The following is a 15302-nucleotide window of genomic DNA, read 5'->3' on the forward strand; positions in this document are numbered from 1 at the left end:
CGTTAAGGTAAGCGCGTTTTTTTTATCCATCAGGACAGAACCCATGATCACCGTTGCCCTTATCGACGACCACCTTATCGTCCGCTCCGGCTTTGCACAGCTACTGGGGCTGGAACCTGATTTGCAGGTGGTCGCCGAATTTGGTTCCGGGCGCGAAGCGTTGGCAGGCTTGCCGGGGCGCGGCGTACAGGTGTGTATCTGCGATATCTCGATGCCGGATATTTCCGGACTGGAGCTGCTAAGCCAACTGCCAAAAGGGATGGCGACGATCATGCTCTCGGTTCACGATAGCCCGGCGCTGGTGGAACAGGCGTTGAACGCCGGCGCGCGCGGTTTTCTCTCTAAACGCTGTAGTCCGGATGAGCTGATCGCCGCGGTGCATACGGTGGCGACGGGCGGCTGCTATTTGACCCCCGATATTGCCGTGAAACTGGCGGCGGGTCGGCAAGATCCGCTGACCAAACGCGAGCGTCAGGTGGCGGAAAAACTCGCCCAGGGTATGGCGGTAAAAGAGATTGCCGCCGAGCTGGGGCTGTCGCCAAAAACGGTGCATGTCCATCGCGCGAATCTGCTGGAAAAATTAGGCGTCAGCAATGACGTTGAACTGGCGCATCGCATGTTTGATGGTTGGTAATGAACACCTTTTTTTCCCGTTTAATCACCGTTGTTGCCTGCTTTTTTATTTTCTCCGCCGCGTGGTTCTGCCTGTGGAGCATCAGCCTGCATCTGGTAGAGCGCCCGGAGCTGGCGGCGCTACTCTTTCCCTTCGGCCTGCGCCTGGGACTTATGCTGCAATGCCCGCGCGGATACTGGCCAGTATTGCTGGGCGCGGAGTGGCTGCTGGTGTACTGGTTGGCGCAGGAAGTTGCGCTGGCCCATCTGCCGCTTTTGATGATCGGTGGTGTGTTGACGCTACTGCCCGTGGCGCTAACCTCACGTTACCGCCATCAGCGCGACTGGCGCACGTTATTGCTTCAGGGCGCGGCCCTCACCGCCGCGGCGCTACTGCAATCCCTGCCCTGGCTGGGGCAGGGGGAAGCGGCATGGAACGCGCTACTGCTGACCCTCACGGGTGGTCTGACGCTGGCCCCCATCTGCCTGGTTTTCTGGCACTATCTCACCAGCACTACCTGGCTGCCGCTGGGACCATCGCTGGTATCGCAGCCGGTAAACTGGCGCGGGCGGCATCTGATCTGGTATCTGCTGCTGTTTATCGTCAGTCTGTGGCTGCAACTGGGGTTACCTGCTGAACTTTCGCGCTTTACGCCGTTCTGCCTGGCGTTGCCGATTATCGCGCTCGCCTGGCATTATGGCTGGCAGGGCGCGCTCATTGCCACACTGATGAACGCTATCGCGCTGATCGCCAGCCAGACCTGGCACGATCATCCCGTCGATTTATTACTTTCGCTGTTGGCGCAAAGCCTGACCGGGCTACTGCTTGGCGCGGGCATTCAGCGCCTGCGCGAGCTGAACCAGTCGTTGCAAAAGGAGCTGGCGCGCAACCATCGGCTGGCGGAGCGTCTTCTGGAGACCGAAGAGAGCGTGCGGCGCGATGTTGCGCGTGAGCTGCACGATGACATCGGACAGACCATCACCGCGATTCGTACCCAGGCGGGCATTGTGCAACGACTGGCGGCGGATAACGGCGGCGTGAAGCAGAGCGGGCAACTTATCGAGCAGCTTTCGCTGGGCGTGTATGACGCCGTGCGTCGCCTGCTGGGGCGCTTGCGCCCGCGTCAGCTAGACGACTTAACGCTGGCGCAAGCCATCCGTTCGCTGCTGCGCGAAATGGAGCTGGAAAGCCGCGGTATTGTCAGTCACCTCGACTGGCGAATTGACGAAACGGCGCTGAGTGAAAGTCAGCGCGTGACGCTGTTTCGCGTCTGTCAGGAAGGGCTGAATAACATCGTAAAACATGCCAATGCCAGCGCGGTGACGCTCCAGGGCTGGCAGCAGGATGAGCGGCTGATGCTGGTGATTGAGGATGACGGCAGCGGCCTGCCGCCGGGCTCTCAGCAGCAGGGCTTCGGCCTGACCGGAATGCGCGAACGCGTGTCGGCGCTCGGCGGGACGCTAACCATCTCTTGTACCCACGGTACGCGGGTGAGCGTCTCGTTGCCCCAGCGTTACGTTTAAGGAAGGATAATGCTTTCGTTTTTAAAAGCCCCGGCCAACGCGCCGCTCATCACCGATAAGCACGAGGTTGATGCCCGCTATCGCTACTGGCGGCGGCATATCCTGATCACCATTTGGTTGGGTTACGCGCTGTTCTATTTCACCCGTAAAAGCTTTAACGCCGCCGCGCCGGAAATCCTTGCCAGCGGCATACTGAGTCGCAGCGATATCGGCCTGCTGGCGACGCTGTTTTACATCACCTACGGGGTGTCGAAATTTGTCTCCGGCATCGTTAGCGATCGCTCTAACGCTCGCTATTTTATGGGCATCGGGCTGATTGCGACCGGCGTAGTGAATATTCTGTTCGGCTTCTCGACCTCGCTGTGGGCCTTTGCGCTGCTATGGGCATTGAACGCCTTTTTCCAGGGGTTTGGATCGCCGGTTTGCGCCCGTTTGCTGACCGCCTGGTACTCGCGTACCGAGCGCGGCGGCTGGTGGGCGTTATGGAACACCGCGCATAATGTCGGCGGGGCGCTGATCCCTCTCGTTATGGCCGCTGTCGCCCTGCATTATGGCTGGCGCGTCGGAATGATGGTGGCCGGATTGCTTGCCATCGGGGTGGGCATGGTCCTCTGCTGGCGGCTGCGCGACCGTCCGCAGGCGATTGGTTTACCGCCGGTAGGCGACTGGCGGCACGATGCGCTGGAGGTCGCCCAACAGCAAGAGGGCGCGGGGCTAAGTCGCAAAGAAATCCTCGCTAAATATGTGCTGTTGAATCCCTATATCTGGCTGCTTTCGCTGTGTTATGTCTTAGTGTACGTGGTGCGCGCGGCGATCAACGACTGGGGCAACCTGTATATGTCCGAGACGCTGGGCGTGGATTTGGTCACGGCCAACACGGCAGTATCGATGTTTGAACTGGGTGGATTTATCGGCGCGCTGGTGGCGGGCTGGGGCTCGGACAAACTCTTCAACGGTAACCGCGGACCGATGAATTTAATCTTCGCTGCCGGGATTTTGCTCTCTGTGGGTTCGCTGTGGCTGATGCCGTTCGCCAGCTACGTCATGCAGGCGGCCTGTTTCTTCACCACCGGTTTCTTTGTCTTCGGCCCGCAGATGCTCATTGGCATGGCGGCGGCGGAGTGCTCGCATAAAGAGGCGGCGGGCGCGGCCACCGGCTTTGTCGGCCTGTTCGCCTATCTCGGCGCGTCGCTTTCCGGCTGGCCGTTAGCGAAAGTGCTGGAGATCTGGCACTGGACCGGTTTTTTTGCGGTTATCGCCATCGCGGCGGGGATCTCCGCACTATTGCTGCTGCCATTTCTGAACGCTCAGGCCCCACGCGAGACCAGCGAAGCGTGATGCACCTCACCTTTTTGCGCTGAATGGGGCAAAACTAAGAAATTTTCCCGGTTTTGCCTGGACGCTGTCGCAGGCCCCTTTTCCTGTGGATTTTTACAATGCCTGCCATTCGCAGGTATAAAAATTAGCTCAGGAGTAATCCATGCTGGCCTTCTTAAACCAGGTGCGCAAGCCGACCCTGGATCTGCCGCTCGATGTGCGGCGTAAAATGTGGTTCAAGCCGTTCATGCAGTCCTATCTGGTGGTTTTTATCGGCTACCTGACCATGTACCTGATCCGCAAAAACTTTAATATCGCGCAGAACGACATGATCTCTACCTACGGGTTGAGCATGACCGAGCTGGGGATGATTGGCCTGGGCTTCTCGATCACCTATGGCGTGGGGAAAACGCTGGTTTCCTACTACGCTGACGGTAAAAATACCAAGCAGTTTCTACCGTTTATGTTGATCCTCTCCGCTATCTGTATGCTCGGCTTCAGCGCCAGCATGGGCGCGGGGTCAACCAGTCTGTTTCTGATGATCGCTTTCTATGCCCTGAGCGGTTTCTTCCAGAGTACCGGCGGATCGTGCAGCTACTCGACCATCACCAAATGGACTCCGCGTCGTAAACGCGGCACCTTTCTCGGCTTCTGGAATATCTCCCACAACCTCGGCGGCGCGGGCGCGGCAGGCGTGGCGCTGTTCGGCGCCAACTACCTGTTCGACGGTCACGTCATCGGCATGTTTATCTTCCCGTCGATTATCGCGCTGATTGTTGGCTTTATCGGTCTGCGTTTTGGCAGCGACTCCCCGGAGTCTTACGGTCTGGGTAAAGCTGAAGAACTGTTCGGCGAAGAGATCAGCGAAGAGGATAAAGAGACTGAAGAAAACGAAATGACCAAGTGGCAGATCTTTGTTGAATATGTGTTGAAAAACAAAGTGATCTGGCTGCTGTGCTTCTCCAATATCTTCCTGTATGTGGTACGTATTGGTATCGACCAGTGGTCAACCGTCTACGCCTTCCAGGAACTGAAACTTTCTAAAGAGGTGGCGATTCAGGGCTTTACCTTGTTTGAAGTGGGCGCGCTGGTCGGCACGTTGCTGTGGGGCTGGCTCTCTGACCTGGCGAACGGTCGTCGTGCGCTGGTAGCCTGTGTGGCGCTGGCGTTAATCATCGCCACCCTCGGCGTCTACCAGCACGCCAGCAACCAGTATGTCTATCTGGCCTCGCTGTTCGCGCTCGGTTTCCTGGTGTTTGGGCCGCAGCTGTTAATTGGCGTGGCGGCTGTCGGTTTCGTACCGAAAAAAGCCATCGGCGCTGCGGACGGTATCAAGGGAACCTTCGCTTATCTTATCGGCGATAGCTTTGCCAAGCTGGGTCTGGGCATGATTGCCGACGGCACCCCCGTTTTTGGTCTGACCGGCTGGGCGGGCACCTTCGCCGCGCTGGACGCCGCCGCGATCGGCTGTATCTGCCTGATGGCGATGGTCGCCGTGATGGAAGAGCGCAAAATCCGCCGTGAGAAAAAAATTCAGCAAGTCAATATCGCTTAAATGTGTGCATTTGGTAACGTTTTGCCCGGCTTAACGCCGGGCTTTTTTATGCCTTGCGTTCGTCAGACAGGATATCCGGCGTCTTGCGTAAATGAAGACAGGCGTTAATAAATCACATCCTGACAGGCCAGAACGTCGACAGTTATAAATTTACCGTTATGATGGGCATCCTGTTTGGTGACGGATGTGCGCATGATTTGGTTGATTCTGGCCACGTTTGTGGTGGTGTTTATTGTGGGTTTTCGGGTGCTGACATCGGATACTCGCCGGGCGATTCGCCGCCTGAGCGAACGTCTGAATATTGATGTAGTGCCGATAGAATCGATGATTGATCAGATGGGTAAAACGGCGGGCGGTGAATTTTTACAGTATCTGCATCGCCCTGATGAGTCGCATTTGCAAAATGCCGCTCAGGTGTTACTGATCTGGCAAATGGTGATTGTCGATGGCGGCGATCAGAATTTGCAGCGGTGGCATCGCTTGCTGCAAAAAGCGCGTTTAGCCGCGCCGATCACCGACACACAGGTACGGCTGGCGCTGGGCTTTTTGCGCGAAATGGAACCCGATATGCAGGAGATCAACGCGTTTCAACTGCGCTATAACGCCTTTTTTCAGCCGGAAGAGGGTGTCCACTGGCTGCATTGATACTCTTCACTATCTCGTTAACAAAAGACGAGATGAATGAGGCTGGCAAGGGCGGAGAGCCACGATTAACGGCCAGATGGCGCGATTCATCGTTAGCCAAATAAAGCGTAGCCGCCATCGTATTTGCTAAGGGTGAACCACAGAAGTAACGCACCGAATAACCGCTAACGACGCCAAAACATCAGAGACTTATAGCTCATCATTTCCGTGACATATATCACGGAAATGTGATCTTGTTTTGAACACTAAAACTGTGACTCCTTGCCATACCTCCTGTCTCAAAATTTCTTATCATAAACTCGAAGTTGTACATGATTGTCTATAGACAACTCTAAATGTTTAGGCGCGCACCATGAAAACATTGAGTAAAAGTTCACACATCCCACTGTATCAACAAGTTGTGGAGTGGATAAGGGAAAGTATTTATAGCGGAGAATTGGTTGAGGATGACCGGATACCTTCAGAGTTTCAAATCATGGATATGCTGGAGGTGAGTCGCGGTACCGTTAAAAAAGCGGTTGACCAACTTGTCCGGGAAGGTGTTCTTGTGCAAGTGCAGGGTAAAGGAACTTTCGTAAAGAAGGAAAATGTTGCTTACCCACTGGGTGAAGGTTTGCTCTCCTTTGCTGAAGCCTTAGCCAGCCAGAAGATAAACTTCACAACCAGCGTCATAACCTCCCGACTGGAACCCGCTAACCGCTTTGTAGCAGAGAAACTGAGTATCAAACCGGGACAAGATGTTTTATTTCTTAAACGCCTTCGTTGTATTGGCGATGAAAAAGTCATGTTGATTGAAAATCGTATCAACATTGATCTCTGCCCCGGTATTATTGATGTGGATTTTACCAGGGAGAATTTATTTTCAGCAATAGAAAGATTATCTGATAAGAAAATAAGTTTTTCTGAAAGCCGTTACGCAGCTAAATTAATTGGTAATGAGCGAGGTCATTATCTTGATATTGGTGAAGACGCACCTGTTTTGCATTTGGAACAGTTGGTGTTTTTTTCTAGAGGATTGGCCATTGATTTTGGTAACGTCTGGTTAAAAGGTAATAAATATTATCTTGGCACTATTTTACAGCGCCTGGATGCCTGACTAGCAAAGAGGAATCTATGCAGGATATTCATTTTCGCCGTCATTATGTTCGACACCTCCCTAAAGAGGTGAGTCAGAATGACATAATCAAGGCTCTTGCCAGTCCGTTAATTAACGATGGTATGGTTGTATCTGATTTTGCCGATCACGTCATTACGCGAGAACAGAATTTTCCAACGGGTCTACCGGTTGAGCCTGTAGGTGTCGCTATTCCACATACTGATCACAGGTATGTTCGCCAAAACGCCATTAGCGTTGGAATACTGGCAGAACCCGTCAATTTCGAAGATATGGGCGGGGAACCAGATCCCGTACCTGTCAGGGTGGTGTTTATGCTTGCTTTAGGTGAAAGCAATAAGCAGCTCAACGTACTGGGTTGGATTATGGATGTGATCCAGGATGAGGATTTTATGCAGCAGTTACTGGTCATGAATGATGATGAAATTTATCAGTCAATTTACACACGCATATCTGAAAGAGGTGAAGTATGAGTAAAATGATACTATTTGTTTGCGCAACGGGTGTTGCTACTTCCACGGCTGTGGCAGAAAAAGTAATGGAATATTGTAAAGACAATGGGCTTGATGTTAATTATTCCCAAACTAATGTAGCCTCATTGCCAAACAATACCGATGGTGCAGCTTTGGTTGTATCAACAACGAAAGTTCCTTATGAACTGGATATTCCGGTTGTTAGTGGTCTGCCAATCATTACCGGAGTAGGTGAAGATAAAGTTCTTGAAAAAATAGTTTCAATCCTTAAAGGCCAAGCCTGATTTCATAAATAAAAAACAGATAAATTACCCAGGCGCTAACGCGAGGTCTGGTCACATCTGAATAAGAGGTCGGATATGAATGATATAGCACATACTCTCTATACCGTTGTGCAATATGTCCTGGGATTTGGCCCAACGGTTTTATTGCCGCTGGTCCTTTTTTTCCTGGCATTGTTCTTCAAAGTAAAACCCGCTAAAGCACTTCGCTCATCGTTAATTGTCGGAATAGGGTTTGTCGGAATTTATGCCATCTTTGACATACTTACCAGCAACGTAGGCCCGGCTGCACAGGCAATGGTTGAGCGAACTGGTATTAGCCTTCCTGTTGTCGATTTAGGCTGGCCACCATTGGCCGCAATTACCTGGGGCTCACCAATCGCACCCTTTGTCATTCCGCTGACGATGCTGATTAATGTCGCCATGCTGGCCCTGAATAAGACACGTACTGTTGATGTCGACATGTGGAACTACTGGCACTTTGCCCTGGCTGGAACGCTGGTTTACTACAGCACAGGGAGTTTTGTTTTGGGTCTGTCCGCAGCCGCTATTGCCGCGATCGTGGTTCTCAAACTGGCGGACTGGTCTGCGCCATTAGTGGCAAAGTACTTCGGTCTGGAAGGTATTTCACTTCCGACCCTGTCATCTGTCGTCTTCTTTCCGATTGGATTGCTGTTCGATAAAATTATCGACAAGATCCCAGGCGTTAACCGTATTCATATTGATCCGGAAAACGTTCAGAAAAAAATGGGAATCTTCGGCGAGCCTATGATGGTGGGTACTATTCTGGGGGTCTTGTTGGGCATCATTGCCGGATATGACTTTAAACATATCCTGTTGCTGGGGATCAGCATTGGCGGTGTCATGTTCATTCTTCCGCGTATGGTACGAATTTTGATGGAAGGTTTATTACCTCTGTCTGAAGCCATTAAGAAATATTTGAATGCCAAATATCCTGGCCGTGATGATCTCTTTATCGGACTGGATATCGCGGTAGCAGTAGGTAACCCAGCCATTATATCTACAGCACTGATTCTGACACCTATCTCTGTCTTTATTGCATTCCTTCTTCCTGGCAATAAAGTCCTGCCACTCGGAGACCTTGCGAACCTGGCAGTCATGGCTTCCATGATTGTACTGGCATGTCGTGGCAATATTTTCCGGGCTGTGATAACCGCAATTCCTGTTATTGTCGCCGACTTGTGGATTGCGACCAAAATTGCGCCATTTATTACCGGTATGGCTAAAGATGTCAATTTCAAAATGGCTGAGGGGTCAAGTGGTCAGGTATCAAGCTTCCTTGATGGCGGTAACCCCTTCCGTTTCTGGCTGCTTGAAATATTCAACGGAAATATTATTGCTATCGGGCTGATTCCTGTGCTTGCGCTGATTATTTATGGTGTTTTTCGCCTGACAAAAGGAACGGTCTATGCCTGATTACCACGCAGCGCTTGTCATTGACATTGGCACAACTAACTGCAAAGTCAGCTGTTATTCCTGTCATGACGTGTCAGTTCTGGAAGTCCGCAAGTTTCCGACGCCAATAATATCGTCGGACAAAGGCGAGGTAGATTTCGATATCGAAGCGCTGTGGCAGGCACTGCGACTGGTAATGGCTGAACTGGTGGCTTCAGTACCGTTTCCGGTAAAAAATATCAGTATTGCGAGTTTCGGTGAGTCTGGTGTCTTTGTGGATAAGGAGGGCGTCATTCTTACCCCGATGCTGGCCTGGTATGATCGACGTGGTGAATCTTATCTCTCGTCATTAAGCAAGGCAGAGGCTGAAGAACTGTATTCTATAACGGGATTGCCACCTCACAGTAATTACTCAGCATTTAAAATGAGATGGTTGCTTGATAACTACTCCTTGCATGAAAGAAAAGATATCTGCTGGTTACATGCACCAGAAGTGTTGTTGTGGCGAATGACAGGTGCGAAAAAGACGGAAATATCCCTGGCCAGTAGAACGTTGTGTCTGGACATTGCTCGCCGTACCTGGTCTCGTAATGCTGCCGGGATTCTCGGCATACCGTTCGGTGTACTGGCTCCGTTGATAAAGCCAGGTGAAGTGGCCGGATGGGTGACGGCAACGCTTAGAGAGGAATTGGGCTTCTCTCATGAGGTAAAAGTTACCCTGGCCGGGCACGATCATATGGTCGGTGCCCGCGCATTACAGCTGCAACCGGGCGATGTGCTGAATTCTACCGGCACGACAGAGGGTATTTTACTGCTGAATACACAACCAACGCTTGATGTGCAGGCTCGCAGGGATAAGCTGGCAAATGGTTGTTACTCCGATGGTGAATTTTTCACGCTTTTCGCTTCTCTGCCTGTCGGCGGTTATGCGCTTGAATGGGTGAAAAAAACCTTTCGTTTAACTGATAAGGAAATAAGCACAGGCCTGGAAAAAGCCATGGAGCAATACCTCAAACCTTCCTGGTCTGTCGAGCATGTGCCGGTATTTATTCCTCATTTGCGGGGCTCGGGTTCGCCAAATAAAAATCGGCACACCCGTGGCCTGCTTTTTGGTCTGACGGATTCACTTCCTCCGGAGTCTCTGCTTGAGAGTGTCTTTATCGGCCTGGCGATGGAGTTTGCACACTGTCACGGGTGCTTTAATATCCCGGCGGGCAGGACAGTAAAAGTCATTGGCCCTGCGGTGAAAAACCCATACTGGCTCCAGTTGAAGGCTGACATCCTCCAGTGTCCAATTGAGGCCATTGCTTTTGATGAAACCGTCTCCCTTGGAGCATTGTTGATAGCCTGTCCGAATGTTGTCCCCCCGACTGTTCCTGTGGCTGAGCGATATTTTCCTGACGCGGTTCGTTCTGCAAAGTTGAAAATATATCAGCAGCAATGGCTGTCATTTTATCAATTTAAACTGCGGCAAGAAGGGGCGCTTATTGGTGAATAACTGTGATAACTCAATAGTTCGATAATTTACTTACACTGCTCACATAAATATCTGGAGTTAATATGCCTTTAGTCAATGGTAGGATCCTGCTCAATTGTATTCAGGAAAAACATGTCCTTGCGGGGGCATTTAATACAACGAACCTGGAGACAACAATTTCCATTCTTAATGCAATAGAACGTTCCGGATTGCCCAATTTTATTCAAATTGCTCCTACTAATGCACAGCTTTCTGGTTACGATTACATTTATGAAATAGTTAAGCGACATGCCGATAAAATGGATATTCCTGTCAGCCTGCATCTGGATCATGGGAAAACTCTGGAAGATGTTAAGCAGGCTGTCCGGGCCGGATTTACCTCAGTAATGATTGATGGCGCGGCGCTACCGTTCGAAGAAAATATTGCATTTACCCGAGAAGCTGTCGATTTCTGTAAATCATTTGGTGTTCCCGTCGAAGCGGAATTAGGCGCTATTCTGGGTAAGGAAGATGATCATGTCAGCGAGGCTGACTGCAAAACTGAACCTGAGAAGGTTCAGCGCTTTGTTGAGGAGACAGGGTGCGACATGCTGGCAGTGTCAATTGGTAATGTACATGGTCTTGAAGATATCCCACGCATTGATATCCCGCTATTACAACGCATCGCGTCTGTCAGTCCGGTACCTTTGGTTATTCATGGAGGTTCTGGTATTGACGCGGATATTCTTCGCAGCTTTGTTAATTACAAAGTAGCCAAAGTGAATATTGCGAGTGATTTGCGTAAAGCCTTTATTACTACTGTCGGTAAGGCTTGGGTAAATAATAACAACGAGGCTAATCTGGCACGTGTCATGGCGAACGCAAAACAGGCAGTTGAGGATGATGTTTATTCTAAAATTAAGATGATGAATAAAAATCACTCAGCATTCCGCAAAGTCTCTTAAGGAAAATATATGATTAGACAAACAGTACGCGTTATGAACAGTACGGGGCTTCATGCGCGGCCAGCCGCTACACTTGCGAAAATTGTCAAAAAATACCAGTCTTCATTAACGCTAGTTAATAATGACAAAGAAATTCCCATTAAAGGAATGATGAGTATTTTGGGGGCTGGCGTAAAGGGAAACACAATGATTGATTTAATTTGTGATGGACAGGATGAACTGGCTTTTATGGATGAATTAAAATCTGCATTTGCTGATGGCTTTGGTGAGTCAGTATAGTGCAATTCCCATCAAACGGCGCAGGAAGTTGTAGAGGCTTCCTGCACTCATTATCGTATGAATAGCCTTAACAGACCATCGGTAAAACCCTCATACCAGCACCTTTAGCCCGTGTTTTTGGACAACATTAAGTAGTTTCAGTGACATCCCGCTGGGACGCTTGGCGCCGCTTTCCCACTTTTGAACCGTTGATACGCTGGTATTCAGGTAGCGAGCGAAAACCGACTGGCTAACGTTGAGTTCTTCTCGTAACGCTTTTATTTCAAGTGGCTGCAGATCTTTGATGCTGCTTAAGCAGGCCGTGTCAAAACTGCGCATTGTCTCCTGGGGAATGGCATCCACGCTAAATAATCCAGATGCCGCGCTATGAATCGCTTCAAAGGCAGGGCTTTTGAATTTAGTTTTTGCTGACATAGCGCACCTCTACCAGTTCTTTGTTATTAATGAGTGCCGTTATCTGATCTTCGGTCAGGCAAGCATAGTGTTTTGCTAACTCACGGAAACCCGCGAGTTCGCGATAGCTAATGTTGGCCATATCCTGTTTGGCATACAGGAAGGTGTAAAACCAATGCTCGCCTCCCTTTGCCAACACGATTGCGCGATCGCGATTTTGATTGAGACGTTTTTTATAAACTCCGCCGCCAAGATTATCTGCTTTTCCTTGCAGTACGGCGTTGATGGCCTCGCTTAACTCGTCATCTTTTATCGTGTGGGACTTCGCTTCTCTGTTAAACCACCTGGTTTTGAAGATTCGCATCAGGTTGACATCCTGTAATCTAAAGTATAGCACTAGGTGATACACTATGTCTTACCTTTTGGTTTTGCACGCAACGAGAGAAGATAATTCTCAACGCTCGACCAGCCTCGCAAAATGCAGCGCAACAATGTCAGTTGCTAAAACGTTAATCAGATCACATTTTGTAATGTTACACTGCATGAATTTTCCGCACTAAAACGACGCAGGTAACCACAATGAATGAAAATATCGCAGAAAAATTCCGCGCTGATGGGGTTGCCAGGCCTAACTGGTCAGCCGTTTTTGCCGTGGCGTTTTGTGTCGCCTGCCTGATTACCGTTGAGTTTTTGCCCGTTAGTCTGTTGACGCCGATGGCGCAGGATCTGGGGATCTCCGAGGGCGTCGCCGGTCAGTCGGTCACCGTTACGGCGTTTGTCGCGATGTTTTCCAGCCTGTTCATTACCCAGATTATTCAGGCGACCGACAGGCGTTATATCGTTATTCTGTTCGCCGTTTTGCTGACGGCTTCTTGTCTGATGGTCTCCTTTGCCAACAGCTTTACGCTGCTGTTGCTGGGCCGCGCCTGTCTTGGGTTGGCGCTGGGCGGATTCTGGGCGATGTCGGCGTCGCTGACCATGCGACTGGTTCCCGCGCGTACCGTGCCGAAAGCGCTGTCGGTGATTTTTGGCGCGGTTTCCATCGCGTTAGTGATCGCCGCGCCGCTGGGCAGTTTTTTGGGCGGTATTATTGGCTGGCGTAATGTCTTTAACGCCGCTGCGGTGATGGGCGTACTGTGCGTCATCTGGGTGGTGAAATCACTGCCGTCGCTGCCGGGCGAACCTTCTCACCAGAAACAGAATATGTTTAGCCTGTTGCAACGCCCTGGCGTGATGGCCGGGATGATCGCCATCTTTATGTCTTTTGCCGGGCAGTTCGCTTTCTTTACCTATATTCGCCCGGTCTATATGAATCTGGCGGGCTTTGACGTTGATGGTCTGACGCTGGTGTTGCTCAGTTTTGGTATTGCCAGCTTCGTTGGCACTTCTTTCTCATCTTATGTCCTGAAACGTTCGGTAAAACTGGCGCTGGCCGGTGCGCCGCTGCTACTGGCGCTGAGCGCGCTGACGCTCATTGTGTGGGGAGGCGACAAAACCGTGGCGGCGGTCATAGCGATTATCTGGGGGCTGGCGTTTGCGCTGGTGCCGGTGGGATGGTCAACGTGGATCACTCGTTCCCTTGCCGATCAGGCGGAAAAAGCCGGTTCCATCCAGGTCGCGGTGATTCAACTGGCAAATACCTGTGGCGCGGCGGTGGGCGGTTATGCGCTCGACAATTTCGGGCTGCTTTCGCCGCTGGCGCTTTCCGGCGGTCTGATGCTGTTGACGGCGTTAGTCGTGGCGGCGAAAGTCCGTATTACGCCAATGAGTTGATATTGCTGCCATTTGTAGACCGGATACGACGTTAGTCGTTATCCGGCAATAATAAACGCTTAATCAAAACCGTTATGCTCTGCGGTGGCGGCAAACCATTCTCCGCTTTTTTTCACCGTGCGCGTTTGGGTGGCTAAATCCAGTTGTACAAAACCATAGCGATTTTTATAGCCGTTCAGCCATGACCAGTTATCGATAAAGGTCCACATGTGGTAGCCAAGACAGTGACAGCCCTCGCTAATGCCTTTATGCAGCCATTTAAGATGCTCAGAGATAAAGTCAATCCGGTAATCATCGTGAATCTGTCCCGCTTGCACAAAACGCTGCTCGTTCTCAACGCCCATCCCGTTTTCGGAGATAAAACAGCGCGGATTGCCGTAATTATCCCGCAGGTTGGTGATGATGTCGTAAATTCCTGGCGCGTAAATTTCCCAGCCGCGGTAAGGGTTCATCTTGCGCCCCGGCATGTCGTAATAGTCAAATAACCACTCCGGCATAAACGGCGCTTGCGGATTCACCGCTGTATCACGGCATTTCACGCGGCGCGGCTGATAATAGTTAATCCCCAGTAAATCGATTTTGCCGTCGGCAATAAGCTGACGGTCGCCTGGCTGACAGGCAGGCAGCTGGTCATAGGTTTTCAGCAGCGCCACCAAGTCCGCCGGGTATTCTCCCTTTAATACCGGGTCAAGAAAACTGCGGTTGAATAACAGATCCGCATGATGCGCGGCTTGCACATCGGCGGGATGCTGCGAGCGTGGGTAGGACGGCGTCAGATTCAGTACTATGCCGATTTCACCGTCGTAGCGCCCGGCGCGCCAGGCGCGCACGGCGGTCGAGTGCGCCAGCACGGTATGGTACGCCACGGTGCCCGCACGTTTAAAATCCACCACATTGGGATAGTGGAAGTCGTACAAATAGCCGCCTTCCACCGGCACAATCGGCTCATTAAAGGTAAACCAGTGCTTCACGCGGTCGCCAAACAAGGTAAAACACGTTTGCGCGTACCGACCAAACGCCTCTACGACGTCGCGATTTTCCCAGCCGCCTTTCTCCTGCATGACCATCGGCATATCAAAATGGAACAGCGTAATAAACGGCGTGATGCCCTGCGCCAGTAGCTCGTCGATGACGTGATTGTAGAAGCTCACCGCTTGTGGATTCACCTCGCCTACGCCGTCTGGAATGAGCCGCGCCCAGCTTAGTGAGGTGCGAAAACTGTTATGTTTTAACTGTTTCAGTAGCGCGATGTCTTGCTTCCAGTGGCGATAGAACGTTGAGGTTTCCGCTGGGCCGACGCCCTGGTGAAAACGACCCGGCTGGCGCTCGAACCACACATCCCACGTGGTCTGGCTTTTACCGCCATTCAGACTATCCCCTTCGGTTTGCAACGCTGAGCAGGCGCTGCCCCACCAGAAGTTATCGGGAAAACGGTATCGCATTGTCGTGCTCCTTGATCGCGTAAATTCGCTCCAGAATACGCGGTTTTGGCGAACAGA

General features: G+C 51.3%; 16 protein-coding genes. 13 read left to right on the plus strand and 3 right to left on the minus strand.

Going from position 1 to position 15302, the window contains the following annotated elements; all coding sequences use genetic code 11:
- Nucleotides 1-43 precede the first annotated feature (43 nt).
- The 12 genes from uhpA to K8W53_RS00300 all read left to right on the plus strand — a co-directional run bounded on the left by uhpA (nt 44) and on the right by K8W53_RS00300 (nt 11637).
- Complete coding sequence (gene uhpA, locus K8W53_RS00245) at nt 44-634, plus strand: transcriptional regulator UhpA (protein WP_000633672.1); 591 nt, start codon at nt 44-46, stop codon at nt 632-634.
- The gene (gene uhpB, locus K8W53_RS00250; protein ID WP_001091258.1) at nt 634-2136 is read left to right on the plus strand and encodes a signal transduction histidine-protein kinase/phosphatase UhpB; all 1503 of its coding nucleotides are present in this window, start codon (nt 634-636) and stop codon (nt 2134-2136) included. The genes uhpA and uhpB overlap by 1 nt, the downstream gene beginning before the upstream one ends.
- Before the next feature lie 9 nt (nt 2137-2145).
- Complete coding sequence (locus K8W53_RS00255; protein ID WP_000948164.1) at nt 2146-3474, plus strand: MFS transporter; 1329 nt, start codon at nt 2146-2148, stop codon at nt 3472-3474.
- 142 nt (nt 3475-3616) lie between these two features.
- The gene (gene uhpT / locus K8W53_RS00260; RefSeq protein WP_000879181.1) at nt 3617-5008 is read left to right on the plus strand and encodes a hexose-6-phosphate:phosphate antiporter; all 1392 of its coding nucleotides are present in this window, start codon (nt 3617-3619) and stop codon (nt 5006-5008) included.
- Between the two features lie 192 nt (nt 5009-5200).
- Nucleotides 5201-5653, plus strand: coding sequence for a DUF1198 domain-containing protein (locus K8W53_RS00265; protein WP_001519640.1), 453 nt, complete (start codon nt 5201-5203; stop codon nt 5651-5653).
- A 352-nt stretch (nt 5654-6005) separates the two neighbouring features.
- Nucleotides 6006-6749 (plus strand): GntR family transcriptional regulator, encoded by a 744-nt coding sequence (locus K8W53_RS00270; protein ID WP_000854956.1) that lies wholly within the window; start codon nt 6006-6008, stop codon nt 6747-6749.
- Nucleotides 6750-6766: 17 nt separating this feature from the next.
- Entirely contained in the window at nt 6767-7240 is a 474-nt protein-coding gene (locus K8W53_RS00275) for a PTS sugar transporter subunit IIA (RefSeq protein WP_001152237.1), read from the plus strand.
- The gene (locus K8W53_RS00280; RefSeq protein ID WP_000041396.1) at nt 7237-7524 is read left to right on the plus strand and encodes a PTS sugar transporter subunit IIB; all 288 of its coding nucleotides are present in this window, start codon (nt 7237-7239) and stop codon (nt 7522-7524) included. The genes K8W53_RS00275 and K8W53_RS00280 overlap by 4 nt, the downstream gene beginning before the upstream one ends.
- 75 nt (nt 7525-7599) lie before the next feature.
- A complete protein-coding gene (locus K8W53_RS00285; protein ID WP_000997824.1) occupies nt 7600-8958 on the plus strand; it encodes a PTS galactitol transporter subunit IIC in 1359 nt (452 codons plus the stop codon).
- Complete coding sequence (locus K8W53_RS00290) at nt 8951-10435, plus strand: FGGY-family carbohydrate kinase (RefSeq protein WP_001113551.1); 1485 nt, start codon at nt 8951-8953, stop codon at nt 10433-10435. The genes K8W53_RS00285 and K8W53_RS00290 overlap by 8 nt, the downstream gene beginning before the upstream one ends.
- Nucleotides 10436-10497: 62 nt before the next feature.
- Nucleotides 10498-11358, plus strand: coding sequence for a class II aldolase (locus K8W53_RS00295; RefSeq protein ID WP_001131798.1), 861 nt, complete (start codon nt 10498-10500; stop codon nt 11356-11358).
- 9 nt (nt 11359-11367) lie between these two features.
- On the plus strand, nt 11368-11637 hold the full coding sequence (locus K8W53_RS00300; protein WP_000621109.1) for an HPr family phosphocarrier protein: 270 nt from the start codon (nt 11368-11370) through the stop codon (nt 11635-11637).
- A gap of 90 nt (nt 11638-11727) precedes the next feature.
- Here K8W53_RS00300 and K8W53_RS00305 read toward each other — a convergent pair whose 3' ends face one another.
- Together K8W53_RS00305 and K8W53_RS00310 are read right to left on the minus strand one after the other, a co-directional pair.
- Nucleotides 11728-12051, minus strand: coding sequence for a helix-turn-helix domain-containing protein (locus K8W53_RS00305; protein ID WP_001274842.1), 324 nt, complete (start codon nt 12049-12051; stop codon nt 11728-11730).
- Nucleotides 12035-12394 carry a type II toxin-antitoxin system RelE/ParE family toxin gene (locus tag K8W53_RS00310; RefSeq protein WP_017442035.1) on the minus strand — a complete coding sequence of 120 codons (360 nt, stop codon included), beginning with the start codon at nt 12392-12394 and terminating at the stop codon, nt 12035-12037. Before K8W53_RS00310 ends, K8W53_RS00305 begins: the two co-directional genes overlap by 17 nt.
- Before the next feature lie 215 nt (nt 12395-12609).
- Here K8W53_RS00310 and nepI point away from each other — a divergent pair, with 215 nt between their 5' ends.
- Nucleotides 12610-13803 carry a purine ribonucleoside efflux pump NepI gene (gene nepI / locus K8W53_RS00315; RefSeq protein WP_001004796.1) on the plus strand — a complete coding sequence of 398 codons (1194 nt, stop codon included), beginning with the start codon at nt 12610-12612 and terminating at the stop codon, nt 13801-13803.
- 59 nt (nt 13804-13862) lie between these two features.
- Here nepI and K8W53_RS00320 read toward each other — a convergent pair whose 3' ends face one another.
- Nucleotides 13863-15245, minus strand: a complete 1383-nt coding sequence (locus tag K8W53_RS00320) for a glycoside hydrolase family 1 protein (RefSeq protein WP_023225125.1) — start codon at nt 15243-15245, stop codon at nt 13863-13865.
- Nucleotides 15246-15302 lie beyond the last annotated feature (57 nt).

This window comes from Salmonella sp. A29-2, assembly GCF_020150755.1.
Lineage (GTDB): Bacteria > Pseudomonadota > Gammaproteobacteria > Enterobacterales > Enterobacteriaceae > Salmonella > Salmonella enterica.

Coding starts and splice junctions, on each gene's coding strand:
- uhpA (WP_000633672.1), top strand. CDS start 44: ATGATCACCGTTGCCCTTATCGACGACCACCTTATCGTCCGCTCCGGC.
- uhpB (WP_001091258.1), top strand. CDS start 634: ATGAACACCTTTTTTTCCCGTTTAATCACCGTTGTTGCCTGCTTTTTT.
- uhpT (WP_000879181.1), top strand. CDS start 3,617: ATGCTGGCCTTCTTAAACCAGGTGCGCAAGCCGACCCTGGATCTGCCG.
- nepI (WP_001004796.1), top strand. CDS start 12,610: ATGAATGAAAATATCGCAGAAAAATTCCGCGCTGATGGGGTTGCCAGG.
- K8W53_RS00300 (WP_000621109.1), top strand. CDS start 11,368: ATGATTAGACAAACAGTACGCGTTATGAACAGTACGGGGCTTCATGCG.
- K8W53_RS00290 (WP_001113551.1), top strand. CDS start 8,951: ATGCCTGATTACCACGCAGCGCTTGTCATTGACATTGGCACAACTAAC.
- K8W53_RS00295 (WP_001131798.1), top strand. CDS start 10,498: ATGCCTTTAGTCAATGGTAGGATCCTGCTCAATTGTATTCAGGAAAAA.
- K8W53_RS00270 (WP_000854956.1), top strand. CDS start 6,006: ATGAAAACATTGAGTAAAAGTTCACACATCCCACTGTATCAACAAGTT.
- K8W53_RS00310 (WP_017442035.1), bottom strand. CDS start 12,394: ATGCGAATCTTCAAAACCAGGTGGTTTAACAGAGAAGCGAAGTCCCAC.
- K8W53_RS00280 (WP_000041396.1), top strand. CDS start 7,237: ATGAGTAAAATGATACTATTTGTTTGCGCAACGGGTGTTGCTACTTCC.
- K8W53_RS00320 (WP_023225125.1), bottom strand. CDS start 15,245: ATGCGATACCGTTTTCCCGATAACTTCTGGTGGGGCAGCGCCTGCTCA.
- K8W53_RS00265 (WP_001519640.1), top strand. CDS start 5,201: ATGATTTGGTTGATTCTGGCCACGTTTGTGGTGGTGTTTATTGTGGGT.
- K8W53_RS00305 (WP_001274842.1), bottom strand. CDS start 12,051: ATGTCAGCAAAAACTAAATTCAAAAGCCCTGCCTTTGAAGCGATTCAT.
- K8W53_RS00255 (WP_000948164.1), top strand. CDS start 2,146: ATGCTTTCGTTTTTAAAAGCCCCGGCCAACGCGCCGCTCATCACCGAT.
- K8W53_RS00275 (WP_001152237.1), top strand. CDS start 6,767: ATGCAGGATATTCATTTTCGCCGTCATTATGTTCGACACCTCCCTAAA.
- K8W53_RS00285 (WP_000997824.1), top strand. CDS start 7,600: ATGAATGATATAGCACATACTCTCTATACCGTTGTGCAATATGTCCTG.